The sequence below is a fragment of the Phenylobacterium sp. VNQ135 genome, from assembly GCF_049445735.1.
GTDB lineage: Bacteria > Pseudomonadota > Alphaproteobacteria > Caulobacterales > Caulobacteraceae > Phenylobacterium.
The window spans coordinates 689,598-710,277 of sequence record NZ_JBMSDS010000001.1 but is presented as its reverse complement, the minus strand read 5'-3'; the positions used below and the strand labels follow the sequence as shown (position 1 = coordinate 710,277).

Below are 20,680 nucleotides of genomic sequence, written 5' to 3'. Positions count from 1 at the left end.
GTCTGGCCGTCTTCTGCGGCGAAGGCAAGTCGGGCAACCCGTGACGGGGCCCCAGGGTTTCCCGCGCCGAAACTGACGGACGTTTACGTTGACGTTAGCGTCATCTTTCCAGCTCGGTGAGGGCCGCGTATAGGGTCGTCGAAGCGGCTTCAAACGCTTGTAAGGGAGACGGCCATGAACCTCGACTTCACGCCCGAAGAAAACGCCTTCCGCGAAGAGGTTCGCGCCTTCATCCGCGACAACTATCCGGCCGAGCTGCGCAAGGCGCAGGACGAGCATCGGCCGCTGACGAAGGAAGAGTACCTGCTCTGGCACAAGGTGCTGGCGAAGAAGGGCTGGGTCGCTCCGGGCTGGCCGAAGGAGCTGGGCGGCACGGGCTGGACGCCTACCCAGAAGTACATCTGGTCGGAAGAAACCGCGAAGGCCGACTGCCTGCCGATCCTGCCGTTCGGCATGTCGATGCTGGCGCCGGTGATCTACACGTTCGGCACGGACGAGCAGAAGAAGAAGTTCCTTCCCGACATCTACAACGGGAACGTCTGGTGGTGTCAGGGCTACTCCGAGCCGGGCGCCGGTTCGGACCTCGCCAATCTCAAGACCCGCGCCGAGCGGATCACCGCGGACGACGGCAAGGAATACTACATCGTCAACGGCCAGAAGACGTGGACGACGCTCGGCCAGTACGCCGACTGGGGCTTCTTCCTGGTCCGCACCGACCCGGACGCCAAGCCGCAGTCGGGCATCTCCTTCCTGCTGATCGACATGAAGACGCCTGGCATCACCGTGCGCCCGATCATCACCCTGGAAGGCGGCCACGAGGTCAACGACGTCTTCCTCGACAACGTGAAGGTGCCGGTCGAGAACCGCATCTTCCACGAGAACCAGGGCTGGACCTGCGCCAAGGCGCTGCTGGCGCACGAGCGCACGGGCATCGCCGGCGTCGCGCGCTCGAAGCGCAACCTCGAGAAGCTGCGGAAGATCGCCGCGACCGAGACGTCCGACGCCGGCGGCTCGCTGATCGGCGACGCCTTCTTCCGTCGCAAGGTGGCCGAGCTGGAGATCGACCTCACGGCGCTCGAGTTCACCGAGCTTCGTACGCTGGCGGGTGAATCGAGCGGCAAGGGGCCGGGCCCGGAAAGCTCGATCCTGAAGATCAAGGGCACCGAGATCCAGCAGCGCCTGCAGGAGCTGGCTCTGGAGGCGGTGGGCCACTACGGCGCGCCGTTCCTGCGCGACCTGCGCGGCTCGAACCTGGGCGTCGGCCCCGAGTACGCGAACGGCCTGGCCGGCGAGTACTTCAACGGCCGGAAGACCTCGATCTACGGCGGGTCCAACGAGATCCAGCGCAACATCATCGCCAAGATGGTGCTGGGCCTCTAAGGCTCAGCACCCGAATTTCGCAGACACACACATTTTCTGAGGAAGCGTCTCTCCGATGGATTTCAGCTTCACCGAAGAACAGTCGATGCTGCGCGACACGGTCGCGAGCTACCTGGCCGACAACTACGATTTCGACAAGCGCCGCGCCGCGCTCGCCAAGGAGCCGGGCTGGCGGCCGGATGTCTGGAAGGCCTTCGCCGAGGAGCTGGGCATCCTGGGCGCGCCGTTCTCGGAAGACCTGGGCGGCCTGGGCGGCGGCCCAATCGAGAACATGGTTGTGATGGAGGAGCTGGGTAAGGCGCTGGTCGTCGAGCCCTACCTGCCCACCGTCGTGATCGGCGGCGGCTTCCTGAAGCACTCGGGGTACGCCGGCGCGGCCGACCTGATCGGCGGCATCATCGGCGGCCAGAACATCTTCGCCTTCGCCTACGCCGAGCCGAAGGGCCGCTACAACCTGGCCGACCTTTCGACCACGGCGAAGAAGGACGGCGCCGGCTGGACCCTGAACGGGCACAAGGCGGTCGTCATCGGCGCGCCGTACGCCACCCATTTCATCGTCACCGCGCGCACCGCCGGGGGGCAGCGCGATGCGCAGGGCGTGTCCGTGTTCCTCGTCGAGCGCGGCGCGGCCGGCGTCTCGACCCGCGATTATCCGACGGTCGACGGCTTCCTGGCCTCGGAAGTCTATTTCGAGAACGTGTCGCTGGGCGCCGACGCCCTGATCGGACCGGCCGACAACGGCTTGCCGCTGGTGGAGAAGGTGGTCGATGAGGCGATCGCCGCGACCTGCGCCGAGGCCTGCGGCGTGCTGCGCCGCCTGCAGGAAGGCACGGTCGAGTACACCAAGCAGCGTAAGCAGTTCGGCGTGCCGATCAGCTCGTTCCAGGTGCTGCAGCACCGCATGGTCGACATGTTCATCAACCTCGAACAGTCGATCTCGATGACCTACATGGCCAACATCAAGCTGGCCGACGACGCCGAGCGCGCGAAGGCCGCCTCGGCCGCCAAGGTGCAGATCGGCAAGGCCTGCAAGTTCGTCGGCGAGCAGGCGATCCAGCTGCACGGCGGCATGGGCATGACCGACGAGATGGCGATCGGCCACTACTTCAAGCGCGCCACCATGATCGCCAGCGCGTTCGGCTCGGTGGACCATCACCTCGCCCGCTACGAGTTCCTGAGCCTCGGTCAGGCGGCCTGAGGCCTTGGGCAAGGAGGCCCACGTCCGCGCAGTCCTCGCCGACGGCGCGGACGAGGGTCGCCTCCAGTACGAACCGCCGAAGCTGGTCTTCCGCGGTCGCGAGCGCCGCGTGTTCGACGCCGATGCGCTGAAGGGCGTGGAGGCGCAGGGCGCCGAGTTGGTGCTGGCCGACGGCTCGCGCTTCGAGCTTGGTGAGCGGCAGGCGAAGAGCTGGGCCGACGCGATCCTCAATCCCAAGGGCAGACTCGACAAGATCGGCGTTAAGCCGGGAATGCGGGCGGCGGTGATTGGAGTGACGGACGAAACCTTCACCGCCGAACTGGCGGACCGGGGCGCTGTTCCGGTCGAGGCGTTGAAGGAGCTGGACCTTCTCTTCTACGGAGCGGACAGCCAGGCCGAGCTCGACCGCATCGCCGAGCTTGTTCCGTCGTTGGGACCGGGCGGAGCGCTGTGGGTCGTCTCGCGCAAGGGCAAGGCCGCCACGGTGAAGGATATCCATGTCCTCGCCGCGGCCAGAGGGGCGGGACTGGTCGACAACAAGGTGGTCGGCTTCTCCGACACGCTGACGGCGCTGCGCTTCGTGCGACCGAAGGCCGACTGAGGTTGCGACCGGCGGCGCACCGCCCTAACCGAAGATGATGTCTCTCCGCGACTTCGGACTGCTGGTGCTCGTCTGCCTGCTCTGGGCGTCGAACAACATCATCTCGAAGTACGTCGTGAGCTACCTGGACGCGCCGCCGCTGTTCTATGCCGTCGTGCGGTTCGCCGTCGTGGCGCTGGCGGTGTTTCCCTGGCTGTTTCCGATGCCGCGCCCCGCGTGGAGGATGATCGCCGTCTGCCTGCTGATGGGCGGCGGGAACTTCGCGCTGCTGTTCATCGGTCTGAAGATGACCACTCCATCGGCCGCGGCCGTGGTGGGGCAGGTCGGGGTGCCGATCACGACGCTGCTCTCCGTCCTCATGCTGGGCGAGAAGATCCGCTGGCGCCGCGCCTTGGGCATCGCGCTGACGCTGACCGGCGCCCTGGCGGTGATGTGGGATCCCCATGGCTTTGCGCTGTCGACCGGGCTGATGTTCGTGGTCGCCTCGGCCTTTGCGGGCTCGCTCGGCGCCGTGATGATGAAGCAGATGGAAGGCGTGAAGCCGTTGCAGTTCCAGGCCTGGGTGGGCCTCTCGTCGGTGCTGCCGCTGGCGCTGCTGTCGACCATCTTCGAGCCTGGAGCGCTCGGAGCGGCGTCGGAGGCGGGCTGGCGGTTCTGGGCTGCGGCGGTCTATTCGGCGCTCGTCGTCTCGGTGGGCGCACACACGGCCTATTACCTGCTGATCCAGCGCTATGAGGCGACGCTGATCTCGCCGTTGACGCTGATGACCCCGCTGGCCACCATCGGGCTTGGCGTGGCGGTGCTGGGCGATCCGTTCGGCCCGCGGATGGTGGTCGGCACGGCTCTGGCGCTTGCCGGCGTCCTGATCATCGCGCTCCGCCGCAATCAGGTGATGCCCCTGCTGCTCGCCGTCTGGAACCGCTCGCAATGACCTTCATCGAGGCGCCGTCGCCGAACTTCAACGCCCGCACGGCGCCGCCGGATACGCTGATCCTGCACTACACCGGCATGGAAACAGGCGAGGCCGCTCTCGACCGTCTGCGGGATCCTGAAGCGAAGGTCTCGTCGCACTATCTCGTGGAAGAGGACGGCCGGATCTTCCGGCTCGTGCCCGAGGAGCGGCGCGCGTGGCACGCCGGCGTCTCGTTTTGGAAGGGGCAGCGCAACCTCAACGACACGTCGGTCGGCATCGAGATCGTCAACCCCGGCCACGAGTTCGGCTACCGCCCGTTCCCCGACGCCCAGATCGAGGCGGTGGTCGCGCTGGTCGCCGACATCCGCACGCGTTGGATGATCGAAGACGCCCGCATCGTCGGCCATTCGGACATCGCGCCGGACCGCAAGATCGACCCCGGTGAGCTGTTCCCGTGGAAGCGGCTAGCGGAGGCGGGCCACGGCCTGTGGGCGGAAGCGCCGGCCGCGCCCGGCGCGGCCATCGGCGAGGGCGAGGAGGGCGCGGCCGTTTTCGCCCTGCAGGCGGGCCTGACGCGGCTGGGCTACGACCTGCCGCCGTCCGGCAAGTTCGACAAGGACACCGCGACGGTGGTCAGCGCCTTCCAACGGCACTGGCGGCCCGAGCGGTTCGACGGCGTCGCCGACGGCGAGACGCGCGCCCGGCTGATCGCCCTGCTGCGACTGCCAGGTTGACCCCAAGGGGCCAAGCGCCCACTTTCCGTGCGGATCAGACGGCCGGGCGGTCGCGGGCCTTTCGGGGCTCGAGGAAAGTCCGGGCTCCACGACGGCATGGCGGCGGGTAACGCCCGCCGGGGGCGACCCCAGGGATAGCGCCACAGAAAGCAAACCGCCTCCGCTTGCGGAGGTAAGGGTGAAAGGGTGGGGTAAGAGCCCACCGGGTCGCTGGTAACAGAGGCCGCACGGCAAGCCCCGCCAGGAGCAAGACCGAATAGGGATCCTGCGCCGGAGAAATCCGGCAGGGCCGTCGTCGGCCCGAGGGATCCGGGTTGGTCGCGAGAACCGTCCCGCGAGGGGCGGTCCAGAGGAATGATCGCCGCGCCCGCAAGGGCGGCACAGAACCCGGCTTACAGGCCGTCTGATCCGTCTCGCCTCACAATGCCGAGCCCCTTTCTCAGGCGATCCGACGCGCTGGATTGGGCCCGCATGACACCGGGCCGGCGTGCGGCTCACCCGAAGGCTAGTCGTTCCAGGTATGTTCTGTGGATAAGTAGAAATCGTTAACCATACTGACCTCGGCAGCGCCTGAATTGGCCCGAAATAGTCATCCAGAGTCATTGTATCCCAATTGATCCCATGATACCCCAATCAACGTCTCGCTAACCAAAAGCTGCGTTGGGGCGGCCCTGCGGGTTCAGGCGAGAGTGGCAGGGGACCTGGGGCGAGATGTTTCTCTCGACCTTCGAGAAGCAGCTGGACGCCAAGCGGCGCATCGTCGTGCCGCAGGAATTCCGCGCGCTTGCCGCCGGTCCCTTCGACGGCGTGTTCTGCTTCCCCTCCATCGAGGCCGACTGCATCGAAGGCGGCGGCAAGGCCCTGTTCGACCGCTACAACGGCGTCATCGAGGAGCTGGAGTTCGGCGACCCCCTGCGCTCGGCTCTCGAGACCTCGGTGCTGGGTGGAATGGCCAGGCTCTCGTTCGACACGGCCGGTCGCATCACGCTCCCGGAGAGCCTCTGCGACATGTTCGGGCTGACCGACTGGGTGGTGATCGTCGGCCTCGGCGACCGCTTCCAGATCTGGGAACGCGAAGCCTTCAACGCCCATCGGGCCGCGCAGCGCGAGCTCGCCCGGCAAGGCCTGGCCGAACTGCGCGCCCAGCAACGGGCCGCCAAGCTGGGCGCCGCCGGATGACCGCTCCGCACGTCCCCGTCCTGTTGAACGAGGTCGTGGACGCGCTCGCCCCTGCGCCCGGCCAAACGATCGTCGACGGCACCTTCGGCGCGGGCGGCTACACCCGGGCCATCCTGGCGTCGGGCGCCGGCGTGGTCGCCTTCGACCGTGATCCGACCGTGAAGCGCTTCACCGACGGTCTGCCCCAGGACCGCTTCCGGCTTGTGGAAGCCCGCTTCTCTGAGATGGGCGATGCGCTGGGCGATACGGCCGTCGACGGCGTCGTCCTGGATATCGGCGTCTCCTCCATGCAGATCGATCAGCCGGAGCGCGGCTTCTCGTTCATGCAGGACGGGCCGCTGGACATGCGAATGGGCGATGCGGGGCCGACCGCCGCCGATTTGGTCAACACCGCCGATCCGGCGGAGCTGGCGCGGATCTTCTTCGTCTACGGCGAGGAACGGGAGAGCCGTCGGATCGCGCGGGCGATCGCCAAGCGCCGCGAAGAGCAGCCGTTCAGCCGCACCCTGGAACTCGCCGAGTTCATCGAGAAGGCGCTGGGCGGCCGGCGGGGCGCCAAGATCCACCCGGCGACGCGGGCCTTCCAGGGCCTCCGCATCGCGGTGAACGAGGAGCTTGCCGAGCTGGAGGCCGGTCTCGCCGCCGCCGAGCGCGTGCTGAAGGCGGGCGGACGCCTCTGCGTCGTCACGTTCCATTCGCTGGAAGACAGAATCGTGAAGAGTTTCCTGCAGGTGCGAGCGGGTAGAACGCCGGCGGGATCGCGCCACGCGCCGCCGGTCGAAAAGGGCCCGGCGCCGAGCTTCCAGCTCCTCTTCAACGGCGCCCGAGGCCCGTCGGAGGCGGAGGTGGCGGCCAATCCCCGAGCCCGTTCGGCGAAGCTGAGAGCGGCCGTGCGCACCGATGCGCCGGTCTGGAGGGATGCGGCATGAGCCTGCTGAGCCGGAGGATTCGCGGCTTCCGTCTGGTGGATCTGGTGGGCGTGGGCCTGCTGGTGATGATCATCGTGGGCGTCTATCTCGCCAAGACGATGGCTGGCCGCGAGCGCGCCGAGATCGCCACCATCGAGCGTCAGATCAAGACCGAAAAGACCCGCATCCGTCTGCTGCAGGCCGAGGTCGCCCACCTGGAGCAACCCGGCCGTATCGAGCGCCTGTCCGTCGGCTATCTGAAGCTGGAGCCGGTGACGGCCAGCCGCGAGGCGACGCCGGAGCAGATCATCGACCTGGCCCGCGCCGGACCGCCGAAGAAGGACAAGGCGGTCTCCGTGGTGGCTGCGATGGTCAACGGCGGCGACGCCGTGCCGGGCGTGCCGCCGCCGCCGCCGCCGGAAGCCGCTCCCCTCCGCGTGGCCGAGGCGGGACGATGAGCCTCGGGCAGCCCTCGCTGCGGGCGCCCTTGTCGCGCTGGCTGTCGGCGCGGGTCTGGGGGCTGGAGCATGCCTTCGAGCGCGCCCGCGCCTCCGGCAAGGCCGAGGACGACACCCGCCTGCGCATCTTCTTCGTCCTGGCGCTGTTCTCGCTGGGCTTCGTGACCCTGGCGATCGGGGCCACGCGCGCTGCGCTATTCTCGGACGCGGCCAAGACCGACGGGCGCATCGCGCCGGCGGCCACGACGCGGGCCGACCTCGTCGACCGCAACGGCATGCTGCTGGCGGCCGACCTGCTGCACTACGGCCTCTACATCGATCCGCGCGAGATCTGGGAGCCCGAGGAGACCCGGCGCTCGCTGCTGGCGGCCCTGCCGAACCTGGACGCCAACCGGCTGGAGCGGGCGCTGAGGGGCAATCGCCGCATCTTCGTGCTGGGCGCCCTGACGCCCGAAGAGCGCAACAAGGTCCATGGTCTGGGCCTGCCCGGCGTCAGCTTCGAGCCCGAGCAGCGCCGGGTCTATCCGCTGGGACCGTCCGCGGCCCACATCGTCGGCTTCTCGGATGCGGGCGGCGAGGGCATCTCGGGCGCCGAGGCGGCGCTGAACGAAGACATCCGCGCCGCCGCCGGCGGGCAGATCCCGCTGTCCATCGACCTGCGGGTGCAGGGGGCGCTCGAGGACGAACTCTGGAAGGCGGTCCACGAGTTCACGCCGAAGGGCGCCGTGGGTCTCGTCACGGACGTGCATACCGGCGAGATCCTCGGCATGGCCAGCTGGCCGGTCTATGATCCGAACAAGCCGGGCAAGGCCGGCGTCTACGCACAGACGAACCGCGCCGCGGCGACGGTGTTCGAGATGGGCTCGACCTTCAAGGCGTTCACGGTCGCGATCGGCCTGGACACGGGCGTGGCGACGCCGACGACGACGTTCGACGCGACGGTGCCTTTCAAGCTGGGCTATCGCACGATCCACGACTACCACGCCGCGCGCGCCGTGCTGACCCTTGTGGAGGTCTTCCAGCACTCTTCCAACATCGGCACCGCCAAGCTGGCCGTCGGCGTCGGCCCCGAGCGGATGGGCAAGTACTTCAAGAACCTCGGCCTGACCTCGCCGGCGCCTGTCGAGCTGATCGAAACCGCCCGGCCGCTGACGCCCAAGGTGTGGAACGAGGACGCGGTGGCCTCCACCTCGTTCGGCCACGGCATCAACGTCACGCCGCTGGCCCTGGCGCGCGCCTACGGCACGATCCTGAACGGCGGCCGGCTGATCCCGCTGACGATCCGCAAGAAGGAACCGGGGGCCGGCGTGGATGGTCCCCGGGTCATGTCGGAACGCACGACGCTGCAGATGCTGTCGATCATGCGCGCCAACGTCGCGGGCGAGGCGGGCAGCGGCCGCTCGGCCAACATCCCGGGCCTGTCGGTGGGCGGCAAGACCGGCACCGGCGAGAAGTACGATCCGGCCATCCGCGGCTACAACCACCAGCGCCAGGTCTCGTCGTTCGCCGCCGTGTTCCCGACCAGCGGGCCGGTCGAGGCCAAGCGGTACTTCGTGCTGATCCTGCTGGACGAGCCGCACGGCACCGCGCGTTCCGCCGGCTATGCGACCGGCGGCTGGGTGGCCGCGCCGGCCGCAGGCCGCGTGATCGAACGCATCGCGCCGTTCCTCGGCGTGCCGCGCCAGCCGGAGATCATCGATACCGCCACGGGCCTGGCCCCGGCGGGGGACGGCCAGTGATGCGCCTGTCCCAGATCGTCAAGCGCGGCGTCGAGGGCGACGCGGAGATCACCGGCGTCACCGCCGACAGCCGCAAGGTGAAGCCGGGCGTGCTGTTCGCCGCCCTGCCGGGCACGAAGGTGGACGGCGCGAGCTTCGCGCCGGCCGCGGTGCAGGCGGGCGCGGCCGCGGTGATCGCCGAGCGGGACCTGGGGCTGTCGGTACCGACCATCGTCGCCAAGGACCCGCGCCGGGCCTATGCGCTCGCCGCCGCCGAGTTCTTCGGCCGCCAGCCGCAGGTCTGCGTCGCCGTCACCGGCACCAACGGCAAGACCTCGGTCGCCAACTTCTGCCGCCAGATGTTCGCCCGCGCCGGCCGCACCTCGGCCAGCATGGGAACGCTAGGCGTCACGGTTTCGCGTCCCGGAGGCGCGGTCGAGCAACTGACCCCGCCGGGGCTTACGACGCCCGACGCCGCCGACGTGGCCGAGTGGCTCGCGACGCTGGCGGGCATGGGCGTCTCGCACTTCGCCATGGAGGCCTCGTCGCACGGGGTCGACCAGCGCCGGCTGGACGGCGTGAAGCTGACCGCCGCGGGCTTCCTGAATCTCACCCAGGACCACCTCGACTACCACGGCACGATGGAGGCCTATCAGGCCGCCAAGCTGCGCCTGTTCGACACCCTGCTGCCGCGCGGCGGCACGGCGGTGCTGAACGCCGACAGCGACGCTTTCCCGGCCTTCGCCGCGTCGGCGGTGATCGCGGGCCAATGGGTGATGACGGTCGGTGAGCGAGGTCAGCATCTGAAGCTCGCCAGCCGCGAACTGCTGCCGGAAGGCCAGAGGCTGCGCATCCAGTGCGAGGGCCGGGCCTGGGACGTGCGCCTGCCGCTGGCCGGCGGCTTCCAGGCTTCGAACGCGCTGGTGGCGGCGGGCCTCTGCCGCGCCGCCGGTCTGACGCTGGAAGAGACCTTCGCGGGATTGGAGGCGCTGGAAGGCGCGCCGGGTCGGCTGCAGCGCGTAGGGCAGGGCGCCCGCGGCGGCGAGGCCTATGTCGACTACGCCCATACGCCCGACGGTCTGGAGACGGTGCTCAAGGCGCTGCGCCCCCACGCGCGCGGCCGGCTGATCGTGGTGTTCGGCGCCGGCGGGGACCGCGACCGCACCAAGCGTCCGATCATGGGCCGAATCGCCGGCGACCTGGCCGACGTCGCTATCGTCACCGACGACAATCCCCGCTCCGAGGTTCCGTCCGCCATCCGCGCCGAGGTTATGGCCGGCTGCCCGGGCGCCAAGGACATCGGCGATCGCCGCGAGGCGATCCGCGAGGCCGTCGCCATGCTGCGCGACGGCGACATCCTGGTGGTGGCCGGCAAGGGGCACGAGCAGGGCCAGATCGTGGGCGGCGTGACCCATCCCTTCGACGACGTGGCCGAGACCGCCCAGGCGCTGGAGCTGGTCCATGGCTGAGCCCCTGTGGACCGCGGCCGAGATCGCCGCCGCGACAGGCGGTAAGGTTACCGCCGGCTTCGACGCGACCGGCGTTTCCATCGACACGCGCAGCATCGAGGAGGGCGACCTGTTCGTGGCCCTGGCCGGCGTCCGCGACGGCCACGAGTTCGTCGCCCAGGCCATGGCCAAGGGCGCGGCCGGCGTGCTGGCCTCGCAGGCCGTGGACGCCCCGGCGGTGATGGTCCCCGACACCTTCAAGGCGCTCGAGACGCTGGGGGTCGCCGCGCGGGACCGTGCGCCCCGGGTGAGGCGCGGCGCGGTCACGGGCTCGGTCGGCAAGACCAGCGTCACCCAGGCGATCATGGCCGGCCTGAAGCTGGCCGGGCCGGCGCACTCGTCGGTGAAGAGCTACAACAACCACATCGGCGTGCCGCTGACGCTCTCGCGGATGCCGAAGGCCACGGAGCGTGCGGTCTTCGAGATCGGCATGAACCACGCCGATGAGATCCGGCCGCTGGCGAAGTTCGTTCGGCCCCATGCCGTCGTGGTGACGACCGTCGGCCCTGTCCACACCGAGAACTTCCCCGACGGCGAGACCGGCGTCGCCCGCGCCAAGGCCGAGATCTTCGAAGGGCTGGAGCCCGGCGGCGTGGCCGTGCTGAACGCCGACAACCGCTGGTTCGACCTGTTGAAGGCGGAAGCCGCCAAGGTCGGCGCGACGGTCCGCACCTTCGGCACGGGCGAAAGCTGCGACGCTCGCCTGATCGACTTCCAGGTTCCCGGTGGTCACGCCGTCGTCCAGGCGCGGCTGCACGGCAAGGCGCTGGATTTTCCGATCCTGCAGACGGGGCTGCACTGGGGCCTGAACAGCATGGCCGTGCTGCTGATGCTGGAGGCGCTCGAGGTCGACCTGAACGACAGCCTGGCGGCGCTGGGTTCGTTCGAGCCGCTGGCCGGACGCGGGGCGGAGACCAAGGTCCGCAAGGGCAGCGGAACCTTCACGCTGATCGACGAGAGCTACAACGCCAACCCGATCTCGATGGCCTCGGCGATCAGGACGCTGGGGGCGCGGGAGACCGCCGGCCGCCGCATCGTGGCGCTGACCGACATGCTGGAGCTGGGGCCCGAAGCCCAGGCGTTCCACGCTGGCCTGGCCGAGCCGCTGGAGGCTGCGGCGATCGACCTCGTCTTCTGCGCCGGTCCCTTGATGAAATCCCTCTGGGACGCCCTTCCGCCGACTCGGCGGGGCGGGTACGCCGAAACCGCTGCGGAGCTCGCGCCGCAGGTCGTCCAGGCCGTAGAGCCCGGCGACGTGGTGATGGTCAAAGGGTCGAACGGGTCGAAGGCCGGCGCCATCGCGCAGGCCCTGGCGGCGTTTGGCTCCGGGTCAGGGGAGGCGGCCTGATGTTCTACTGGCTGTACGAACAGTTCGCGGCCTCGGGCTATGTCCCGATCCTCAACCTGCTGAAATACCAGACCTTCCGGACGGGCATGGCGATCTTCACCGCCCAGTTCGTCGTGGTGGCCATGGGCTCGCGGTTCATCCGCTGGATGCAGGCCAAGCAGGGCAAGGGCCAACCGATCCGCGCGGAGGGCATCGAGCGCCACGTGATCGAGAAGGCCGGCACGCCCACGATGGGCGGGGTGATGATCCTGGCGGGCCTGCTCGCCGGGACGCTGCTCTGGAGCGACCTGTCGAACGTCTATGTCTGGGCCGTGGTGCTGGTCACCGCCGGCTACGGCCTGCTGGGCTTCATGGACGACTATGCCAAGGTCACCCGCCAATCGACCGCCGGCGTCTCGGGGAAGATCCGTCTCGCGCTGGAGGCCGGCATCGCGATAGCCGCGGTCGCCCTCATCGTCCTTTTCGCCCAAAAGCCGGCCGAGACGCCCGAGCTGCTGACGTCGGTGACCTTCCCGGTGTTCAAGCAGTTCTTCCTCGACCTCGACTGGTTCTACCTGCTGTTCGGCGCCTTCATCATCGTGGGCGCTGCGAATGCGGTGAACTTCACCGACGGCCTGGACGGGCTGGCGACGGTGCCGGTGATGATCGCCGCAGCCGCCTATGGCCTGATCGCCTATCTGGTGGGCAACTTCGTCTTCTCGAACTACCTGCAGCTCCACCACGTGCCCGGCGTCGGCGAGATCTCGGTGTTCTGCGGGGCGCTGATCGGCGCGGGCCTCGGCTTCCTCTGGTACAACGCGCCCCCAGCCAAGATCTTCATGGGCGACACCGGCTCGCTGGCCCTGGGCGGCGCCGTCGGCACTGTGGCGGTCGCCACCCGCCACGAAATCATCCTGGCGGTGATCGGCGGCCTGTTCGTCGCCGAGACGCTGTCGGTGATCATCCAGGTGGCCTGGTTCAAGCGGACCGGCCGGCGGATCTTCCTGATGGCGCCGATCCACCACCACTTCGAGAAGCTGGGCTGGTCGGAATCGACCGTGGTCATCCGCTTCTGGATCGTCGCCATCATGCTGGCCCTGCTGGGCCTCGCTACGCTCAAGCTGCGCTAGGGAGGGCTCGAACACCGCCATGATCCCGGTCCGCGGCTTCGAAGGCAGGACGGTCGCCGTGTTCGGCCTGGCCCGCACGGGCCTTGCCGCCGCGCGCGCGTTGATCGCCGGCGGAGCCAAGGTGGCGCTGTGGGACGACAAGCCTGCCTCGCGCGAGGCCGCCGTGGCGGAAGGCTTCGAGCTCACCGACCTGACGCGGGCCGACTGGAGCCAGTTCGCCGCGATCATGCTGTCGCCGGGCGTTCCGCTGACCCATCCCGCGCCGCACTGGACGGTGGAGCGGGCGCGCGAGGCGGGCGTCGAGATCGTCGGCGACATCGAGCTCTTCGCGCGCACGGTGAACGCCGCGCCCGAGCACAAACGGCCGAAAATCGTCGCCATCACCGGGACGAACGGCAAGTCGACCACCACGGCGCTGATCGGCCACATCCTGGCCGAGGCCGGACGGGACGTCCGCATCGGTGGGAATATCGGCTACGGCGTGCTGGGCCTCGAGGACATGCATGGCGGCGCCGTCTACGTCCTGGAGCTGTCGTCCTATCAGCTAGACCTGACGTCCAGCCTGCACGCCGACGTCACCGTCGTGCTGAACATCTCCCCGGACCACCTCGAGCGGCACGGGACGATGGAAAACTACGTCGCCGCCAAGCGCCGCATCCTGATGAACCAGGGCAAGGGCGACACGGCCGTGATCGGCGTGGACGATCCCTGGGGCCAGCGGATCTGCACCGAGATCACCGCAGCCAACCGCCGGACCATCGTGCCGATCTCGGCCTCGAAGGCGATGAGCCGCGGCGTCTATGCGCTGGACGGGCTGCTGTACGACGCCACTGGCGAACGCGCCCACGAGGCCGCCGACCTGAAGCGGGCCCGTTCGTTGCCCGGCCGGCACAACTGGCAGAATGCGGCCGCGGCCTACGCCGCCGCCAAGGGCCTGGGCGTCCCCGGCGACGAGGCGGCCCAGCACCTGATGACCTTCCCGGGTCTGGCGCATCGCATGGAGACGGTGGCGACGCTGGGCAAGGTGCGGTTCGTCAACGACAGCAAGGCCACGAACGCCGACGCGGCGCGCCAGGCGATGTCCAGCTATCCCAAGTTCTTCTGGATCGCCGGCGGCCTCGCCAAGACCGGCGGCATCGACAGCCTCACCGACCTCTTCCCGCGGATCGCCAAGGCCTATCTGGTGGGTGAGGCCGCGCCGGCCTTCGCCCAGACGCTCAAGGGCAAGGCGCCGGCGGTGGAGACCGGAACGATCGACGCTGCGGTCCAGCAGGCCTTCGCCGACGCCAAGGCGGCAGGCGGCGAGGCCATCGTCCTGCTTTCGCCGGCCTGCGCCTCGTTCGACCAGTTCGCCGATTTCGAGCAGCGTGGCGAGGCTTTCCGGGCCGCCGTCCAGCGCCTGGCCCAAGCCCAGGTTTCCGCCGCATGACCAACGCCTCGCAGGCCCACGCTTTCCCCCGTTCCGACCGTTCGCCCCTGGGCGTCTGGTGGTGGACCGTCGACCGCTGGATGCTGGGCGTCATCGGCTTCCTGATCTTCATCGGGGTGGTGATCTCGTTCTCGTCGAGCCCGGCCGCCGCGATGCGGATGAACATCGGCGACCCGTTCCACTTCGCGGTGCGTCAGTGCGTGTTCGCCGCGGGCGCGACCACGATCCTGCTGGCCGTCTCGATGCTGGACGTCAAAGGCGTCCGTCGCGCGGCCTTCTTCATCTGGGTGGCGGCGATCGCCGTGATGATCGCCCTGCCGTTCATCGGTCACAACGCCAAGGGCGCGACCCGCTGGCTCGAGTTCGGCGGCTTCACCTTCCAGCCCTCCGAATACATGAAGCCGGCGCTGATCATCCTGGTCGCCTGGATGTTCGCCGAGGGTCAGAAGGGCCAGGGCGTGCCCGGGGTTTCCATCGCCTTCGTGCTGTACGGGATCTCGGTGGCGCTTCTGCTGATCCAGCCGGACGTCGGCCAGACCGTGCTCATCACCGTGGCCTTCGGCGCGGCGTTCTGGATGGCGGGCGTGCCGATGTCGTGGGTCATGCTGCTGGGGGCCGCGGCGATGGCCGGGCTCTCGTCGACCTACTTCCTGTTCCCGCACGTGCAGAGCCGCGTCGACCGCTTCCTGAGCCCGGACAAGGCCGATACCCACCAGGTTGACGCGGCGGCCATCGCCCAGGCCGCAGGCGGCCTGTTCGGGCGCGGACCCGGGGAGGGCGTCATGAAGCGGCGCGTGCCCGACCTGCACACCGACTTCGCCGCCTCTGTGGGCGCCGAGGAATTCGGCCTCGTCTTCCTGCTGCTGATCATCGCGCTGTTCGCCTTCGTCGTGGTGCGCGGTCTTTACCGGTCGATGAAGCTGTCCGACCCGTTCGAGCAGGTGGCGGCGGCGGGCCTGTTCGTGCTGGTGGGCCAGCAGGCGATCATCAACCTTGCGGTGAACCTGAACATGATGCCGACCAAGGGGATGACCCTGCCGTTCATCAGCTACGGCGGCTCCTCGATGCTGGCCATGGGGCTGACCCTGGGCATGGCGCTTGCGCTGACGCGCCGCCGGCCGGGCGCCTATACGCCGACCGAAGGGCTCGCCAAGGCGGGCGCGTTCGCCTAAGCGTCGCGGCCAATCATGCGCAAGATCGCCGTCGTCGCCGCCGGAGGCACCGGAGGCCACCTGTTCCCCGCCCAGGCGCTGGCCGAGGCCCTGATCGCCCGCGGCTGGGGCGTCGTGCTCGCCTCCGACGAGCGCGTTGCTGGCCTGGCCCAGGACTTCCCGGCCGAGCGTCGGATCGGCCTGTCCGCCGCCACGTTCAAGCCGGGCGATCCCATCGGCATGATGCGGGCGGGCTTCGCCGTGCTGCGCGGGGCGCTGCACGCCCGGGCAGCGTTCCGGGAGATCGGCCCGAACGTCGTGGTCGGCTTCGGCGGCTACCCGTCCGCGCCCGCCCTGGTCGCGGCGCTGCTCGATCGCCGACCGACCGTCATCCATGAGCAGAATGCGGTGATGGGGCGGACCAACCGGATGCTGGCGAGCCACGTCAACACGGTGGCCTGCGCCTTCCCGACCCTGAAGAAGGCGCCTGAGAAGGTCGCCGCCCGCGCCGTCGTGGTGGGCAATCCGGTACGGCCGCCGATCCGCGCCCTGGCCGACGCGCCCTACATCCCGCCCGAGCCGAACGGACCCGTGCGCCTGCTGGTCACCGGGGGCAGCCAGGGCGCGCGTCTGCTGTCTGAACTCGTGCCCGAGGCGGTGAAGGCCTTGCCCGAGGACCTGCGCAAGCGGCTGGTCGTCCAGCAGCAGACCCGGCCGGAGTCCATGAACACCGCGCGCCGGGCCTATCGGGACGCTCTCGTTGACGCCGAGATCGCGCCTTTCTTCCGCGACATCGCCAGCCGCCTGCGCGATGCGCACCTGGTGGTCGGCCGGGCGGGCGCGGGCACCGTCTGCGAGTTCGCGGTCGCCGGGAAGCCGTCGATCCTGGTGCCGCTGGCCATCGCCATCGACGACGACCAGGGGCAGAACGCCAAGCTGCTCGCCGATGCCGGTGGCGCCGAGGTGGCGCGCGAGCACCAGCTCACCGTCGACAGCTTGGCCAATGCGCTGGAGAAGCTGCTGAACAATCCCGCCCGGCTCCAGCGCATGGCCGACGCCGCCCGGTCTGTGGCGATCCCCGACGCCGCCGAGCGCCTGGCCGACGTGGTCGAGCAGACGGCCCGCGGCCGGTAGCATTTGCTAGGCGAGGCGGTCGGCGGTAGCAGATCGCTATGAATCGCCGTCCCGTCCCGTTCGAAATCGGCCCCGTGCACTTCATCGGCATCGGCGGCATCGGCATGAGCGGCATCGCCGAGATCATGCTGCGCACCGGCTATCAGGTGCAGGGCTCGGACGCGAAGGCCTCGGCCAACACCGAACGGCTGGAGAAGCTGGGCGCCAAGATCTTCATCGGACACGACGCGGCGAACGTCGATGGGGCCTACGCCATCGTCTATTCGACGGCGGTCAAGGCCGACAATCCGGAGATGATCGCCGGCCGCGAGAAGCGCCTGCCGCTGGTGCGCCGGGCCGAGATGCTCGCCGAGCTGATGCGGCTGCAGTTTTCAGTGGCGGTGGGCGGCACGCACGGCAAGACCACGACGACCTCGATGGTGGCGACCTTGCTCGATGCCGGTGGGCTCGACCCGACGGTCGTCAACGGCGGCATCATCAACGCCTACGGCACCAATGCGAAGGTTGGGGCCGGCGACTGGATCGTGGTCGAGGCCGACGAGAGCGACGGCACGTTCCTGAAGCTGAAGTCGACCTGCGCCGTCGTCACCAATATCGACCCTGAGCACCTCGACCACTACGGCGACTTCGAGGCCGTGAAGAAGGCCTTCCAGGACTTCGTCGAGAACATCCCCTTCTATGGCTTCGCGGCCGTCTGCACCGACCATCCCGAGGTCCAGGCCATGGCCGCGCGGGTGGAGAACCGCCGGCTCGTCACCTACGGCGTCAATCCGCAGGCCGAGGTGCGCGCGCACAACATCCGCATGGGACCGGAGGGCGCGCGTTTCTCGGTGATCATCCAGCCGCGCGAGGGCGGGTTCACCTCGTACGACGACCTGCTGCTGCCGATGGCGGGCCAGCACAACGTCCAGAACGCGTTGGCCGCCATCGCCGTGGCGCGGGAACTGGGCGTGACGCCGGACGCCATCCGCAAGGGCCTAGCCGGCTTCGGCGGGGTGAAGCGGCGCTTCACCACCACCGGCGTGGCGCACGGTGTCCGCGTCGTCGACGATTACGGCCACCATCCCGTGGAGATCGCCTCGGTGCTGAAGGCCGCCCGGGCGGTCAGCGAAGGCAAGGTGGTCGCCGTGGTCCAGCCGCACCGCTACACCCGCCTGCGCGACCTGTTCGACGACTTCTGCGCCTGCTTCAACGACGCGGACACCGTGATCGTGGCCGACGTCTATCCGGCCGGCGAGGCGCCTATCGAGGGAATCGACAAGGACGGGCTGGTCAGCGGCCTGCGCCGCTACGGCCACCGCCGCGTCGTGCCGCTGGCGGGGCCCGCCGAGCTGGCGGCCCTGGTGCGCGAGGAAACGCACGCGGGCGACCTCGTGGTGCTGCTGGGCGCCGGCGACATCACGAGCTGGGCCTACGCCCTTCCGGGCGAGCTCGAAGCGCTGGGGCAGGCCGCCGAATGAGCTGGAAGGATGAACTCCCGGCGGTTCGCGGCAAGCTGCTGAAGGACGAGCCGCTCGGCCCTTTCACCTGGTTCCGGGTGGGCGGTCCGGCCGACGTGATCTTCCTGCCCGAAGACGAGGACGACCTCGCTGCGTTCCTGAAGGGCCTTCCGATCGAGGTTCCCGTGACGGTTCTCGGCGTCGGCTCCAACACGCTGGTCCGTGACGGCGGCGTGGATGGGGTCGTGATCCGGCTGGGAAAGGCCTTCGCGAAGGTCGAGCCTCGCGGGAACAGCCGCATCTACGCCGGCGCCGCCGCCCTGGACGCGACCGTCGCGCGTGAAGCGGGCAAGGCCGGTATCGCGGGTCTCGAGTTCTATCGCGGGGTGCCCGGCACGATCGGCGGGGCGCTGGTGATGAACGCCGGCTGCTATGGGTCCGAGACCAGGGACGTCCTGGTGGAGGCCTACGCCCTGACTCGGGCCGGCGAGCGGATCACGCTCTCCAACGCCGAGTTGGAGTACAGCTACCGCAAGTCCGCGCGGGCGGCCGCCCAGCAACTGATCTTCCTGGGCGCGCTGTATGAGGGCCGACCCGACGAACCGGCGGCGGTCGAGACTCGCATGGCCGAGATCACCGCCCGGCGCGAGCAGACCCAACCCATCCGCGAGAAGACCGGCGGCTCGACGTTCAAGAACCCGCCGGGCCACTCCTCGTGGAAGCTGGTGGACGAGGCCGGCTGGCGGGGCAAGCCGTTCGGCGGGGCGATGTTCTCTCCGCTGCACTCGAACTTCCTGATCAACACGGGGGAGGCCACGGCGGCCGACCTCGAGGGTCTGGGCGAGGCGGTCCGCGCCGACGTGAAGGCGAAGTTCGGCGTCGAGCTGGACTGGGAGATCAAGCGGATCGGCCGGCCCGCCTGAGCGCTTGATCCGCTGCTGTTGCCAAGCTTTGGCAGCAGGCGGCCTTGACGGGAATCCCACGACCGCGCACGCGAAGGCCATGCGCAACCTCGCTCTCATGACCGTGGCCGCCGCCAGCATGCTGGCCGCCGCCGCGCCCGCCGCCGCTCAAGACCTCGCCGCCAGCGCCGCCGCCGTGCGGGACAAGGCCCTGACCGACGGGACCGCCTGGAGCATCGCCGAGTCGCTGACGACCGAGATCGGGCCCCGCCTGGTCGGCTCGCCGGCCATGGACCGGGCCAAGGACTGGGCCGTCGAGACGTTCAAGGCCCAAGGCTTCCAGAACGTGAAGGTCGAGACCTTCACCGCCTCGGGCTGGTTCCGCGGCGAGGAGTCTGCCGAGGTCGTTGGGCCCTATCCGCACAAGCTGCACATCCTGGGCCTCGGCCGCTCGACGTCGACGCCGAAGGGCGGCCTGACCGCCGAGGTGGCGCTGTTCCGGAGCTTCGATGAGCTGATGGCCCAGCCGGAAGGCGCGCTGAAAGGCAAGATCGCCGTCGTCACAGGGGTGATGACCAAGGCCCAGGACGGCGCCGGCTATGGGGCGATCAACGCCCAGCGCAGCCGTGGCCCTGCCGAGGCCGCGAAGCGCGGCGCGGTCGCCTACCTGGCGCGCTCGCTCTCGACCGACGACACCCGGCTGCCGCACACCGGTGGCGCGGCGCCGGGCGGTATTCCGGCGGCGGCGCTGTCGACCCCCGACGCCGATCTGCTGGAGCATCTGGTGGCTCGCGGCAAGCCGGTGAGGGTCAAGCTCGACATGACCTCGCGCTACGACGCGAAGGTCCCGGCCTACAACATCTCGGGCGAGATCCCGGGGACCGATCCGAACGCGGGCGTGCTGATCGTGGGCGGCCACCTCGATAGCTGGGATCCGGGCACGGGCGCCGTCGACGATGCGGCCGGCATCGCCATCACCACAGCCGCGGTCAAGCTGGCCGCGAGCCAGGGGCCGCTGAAGCGGACGCTGCGGGTCGTCATGTGGGGTTCGGAAGAGCAGGGCGGGTCCAGCGACGCCTACCTCGCCGCGCACAAGGACGAGGTGGCTCAGATGGTCGTCGTCGGCGAGAGCGACACCGGCGCCGGCCGGATCTGGCAGGTCCGCCTGCCGAAGGGCAGCGTCGACCATCCGGCCATGCAGGCGTTCCGCGGCGCCATCGCACCCCTGAAGGTGATCGTCAGCCGCGAGACGCCGCGCTTCGGTGGGGCGGACGTATCGGGGATCATCGGAGCAGGTGCGCCGTTCGTGGAATTCGACCAGGACGCGACGCGCTACTTCGACTTGCACCATTCGGCCGACGACACGCTGGACAAGATCGACCCGGCCGAGCTGTCGCAGAACGTGGCGGTGTGGGGGGCCTTCCTGCACGCGGCCGCGAACAGCGACATCGACTTCCGCGCGCTCGCGGCAAAGCCCTAGCCTTAGTCTCTTCGACGCGGCGCGCTGCTGACAGCATCCTGGCAGGAGCGGACCTCCGTACCGCTCCGGAGTTGCGGTCGCACGTGAGTCT

At 69.4% G+C, this 20,680-nt stretch carries 18 protein-coding genes and 1 other RNA gene; all 19 read left to right on the top strand.

Translation table 11 applies throughout. The features are described from left to right. Positions 1 to 174: 174 nt before the first annotated feature. Entirely contained in the window at positions 175 to 1,380 is a 1,206-nt protein-coding gene (locus ACO2Q0_RS03745) for an acyl-CoA dehydrogenase family protein (RefSeq protein WP_423350130.1), read from the top strand. Positions 1,381 to 1,435: 55 nt separating this feature from the next. Then, positions 1,436 to 2,578 (top strand): acyl-CoA dehydrogenase family protein, encoded by a 1,143-nt coding sequence (locus ACO2Q0_RS03740; protein WP_423350129.1) that lies wholly within the window; start codon positions 1,436 to 1,438, stop codon positions 2,576 to 2,578. A 4-nt stretch (positions 2,579 to 2,582) separates the two neighbouring features. Next, on the top strand, positions 2,583 to 3,179 hold the full coding sequence (locus tag ACO2Q0_RS03735; RefSeq protein WP_423350128.1) for a DUF3052 domain-containing protein: 597 nt from the start codon (positions 2,583 to 2,585) through the stop codon (positions 3,177 to 3,179). 37 nt (positions 3,180 to 3,216) lie between these two features. Beyond that, positions 3,217 to 4,110: a DMT family transporter gene (locus ACO2Q0_RS03730; RefSeq protein ID WP_423350127.1), complete on the top strand. Its 894-nt coding sequence runs from the start codon at positions 3,217 to 3,219 to the stop codon at positions 4,108 to 4,110. Further along, positions 4,107 to 4,826 carry an N-acetylmuramoyl-L-alanine amidase gene (locus ACO2Q0_RS03725; protein ID WP_423350126.1) on the top strand — a complete coding sequence of 240 codons (720 nt, stop codon included), beginning with the start codon at positions 4,107 to 4,109 and terminating at the stop codon, positions 4,824 to 4,826. Before ACO2Q0_RS03730 ends, ACO2Q0_RS03725 begins: the two co-directional genes overlap by 4 nt. 34 nt (positions 4,827 to 4,860) lie before the next feature. Beyond that, positions 4,861 to 5,237: RNase P RNA component class A (gene rnpB, locus ACO2Q0_RS03720), an RNA gene on the top strand. A 300-nt stretch (positions 5,238 to 5,537) separates the two neighbouring features. After that, positions 5,538 to 6,005 (top strand): division/cell wall cluster transcriptional repressor MraZ, encoded by a 468-nt coding sequence (locus tag ACO2Q0_RS03715; protein WP_423350125.1) that lies wholly within the window; start codon positions 5,538 to 5,540, stop codon positions 6,003 to 6,005. Then, entirely contained in the window at positions 6,002 to 6,934 is a 933-nt protein-coding gene (rsmH, locus tag ACO2Q0_RS03710) for a 16S rRNA (cytosine(1402)-N(4))-methyltransferase RsmH (RefSeq protein ID WP_423350124.1), read from the top strand. Before ACO2Q0_RS03715 ends, rsmH begins: the two co-directional genes overlap by 4 nt. Then, on the top strand, positions 6,931 to 7,371 hold the full coding sequence (ftsL, locus tag ACO2Q0_RS03705; protein WP_423350123.1) for a cell division protein FtsL: 441 nt from the start codon (positions 6,931 to 6,933) through the stop codon (positions 7,369 to 7,371). The genes rsmH and ftsL overlap by 4 nt, the downstream gene beginning before the upstream one ends. Beyond that, the gene (locus ACO2Q0_RS03700) at positions 7,368 to 9,110 is read left to right on the top strand and encodes a peptidoglycan D,D-transpeptidase FtsI family protein (RefSeq protein WP_423350122.1); all 1,743 of its coding nucleotides are present in this window, start codon (positions 7,368 to 7,370) and stop codon (positions 9,108 to 9,110) included. Before ftsL ends, ACO2Q0_RS03700 begins: the two co-directional genes overlap by 4 nt. Beyond that, positions 9,110 to 10,558: a UDP-N-acetylmuramoyl-L-alanyl-D-glutamate--2,6-diaminopimelate ligase gene (locus tag ACO2Q0_RS03695; protein ID WP_423350121.1), complete on the top strand. Its 1,449-nt coding sequence runs from the start codon at positions 9,110 to 9,112 to the stop codon at positions 10,556 to 10,558. Before ACO2Q0_RS03700 ends, ACO2Q0_RS03695 begins: the two co-directional genes overlap by 1 nt. Continuing rightward, on the top strand, positions 10,551 to 11,945 hold the full coding sequence (locus ACO2Q0_RS03690) for a UDP-N-acetylmuramoyl-tripeptide--D-alanyl-D-alanine ligase (RefSeq protein ID WP_423350120.1): 1,395 nt from the start codon (positions 10,551 to 10,553) through the stop codon (positions 11,943 to 11,945). Before ACO2Q0_RS03695 ends, ACO2Q0_RS03690 begins: the two co-directional genes overlap by 8 nt. Then, entirely contained in the window at positions 11,945 to 13,054 is a 1,110-nt protein-coding gene (gene mraY / locus ACO2Q0_RS03685) for a phospho-N-acetylmuramoyl-pentapeptide-transferase (protein ID WP_423350119.1), read from the top strand. The genes ACO2Q0_RS03690 and mraY overlap by 1 nt, the downstream gene beginning before the upstream one ends. A gap of 19 nt (positions 13,055 to 13,073) precedes the next feature. After that, on the top strand, positions 13,074 to 14,483 hold the full coding sequence (gene murD, locus ACO2Q0_RS03680; RefSeq protein ID WP_423350118.1) for a UDP-N-acetylmuramoyl-L-alanine--D-glutamate ligase: 1,410 nt from the start codon (positions 13,074 to 13,076) through the stop codon (positions 14,481 to 14,483). After that, a complete protein-coding gene (locus ACO2Q0_RS03675) occupies positions 14,480 to 15,655 on the top strand; it encodes a peptidoglycan glycosyltransferase FtsW (protein ID WP_423350117.1) in 1,176 nt (391 codons plus the stop codon). The genes murD and ACO2Q0_RS03675 overlap by 4 nt, the downstream gene beginning before the upstream one ends. A 15-nt stretch (positions 15,656 to 15,670) precedes the next feature. Continuing rightward, complete coding sequence (murG, locus tag ACO2Q0_RS03670) at positions 15,671 to 16,768, top strand: undecaprenyldiphospho-muramoylpentapeptide beta-N-acetylglucosaminyltransferase (RefSeq protein ID WP_423350116.1); 1,098 nt, start codon at positions 15,671 to 15,673, stop codon at positions 16,766 to 16,768. Positions 16,769 to 16,800: 32 nt separating this feature from the next. Next, a complete protein-coding gene (murC, locus tag ACO2Q0_RS03665; RefSeq protein WP_423350521.1) occupies positions 16,801 to 18,228 on the top strand; it encodes a UDP-N-acetylmuramate--L-alanine ligase in 1,428 nt (475 codons plus the stop codon). Beyond that, on the top strand, positions 18,225 to 19,130 hold the full coding sequence (gene murB, locus ACO2Q0_RS03660; RefSeq protein ID WP_423350115.1) for a UDP-N-acetylmuramate dehydrogenase: 906 nt from the start codon (positions 18,225 to 18,227) through the stop codon (positions 19,128 to 19,130). The genes murC and murB overlap by 4 nt, the downstream gene beginning before the upstream one ends. A gap of 79 nt (positions 19,131 to 19,209) precedes the next feature. Next, the gene (locus ACO2Q0_RS03655; protein WP_423350114.1) at positions 19,210 to 20,589 is read left to right on the top strand and encodes a M20/M25/M40 family metallo-hydrolase; all 1,380 of its coding nucleotides are present in this window, start codon (positions 19,210 to 19,212) and stop codon (positions 20,587 to 20,589) included. Positions 20,590 to 20,680: the final 91 nt, after the last annotated feature.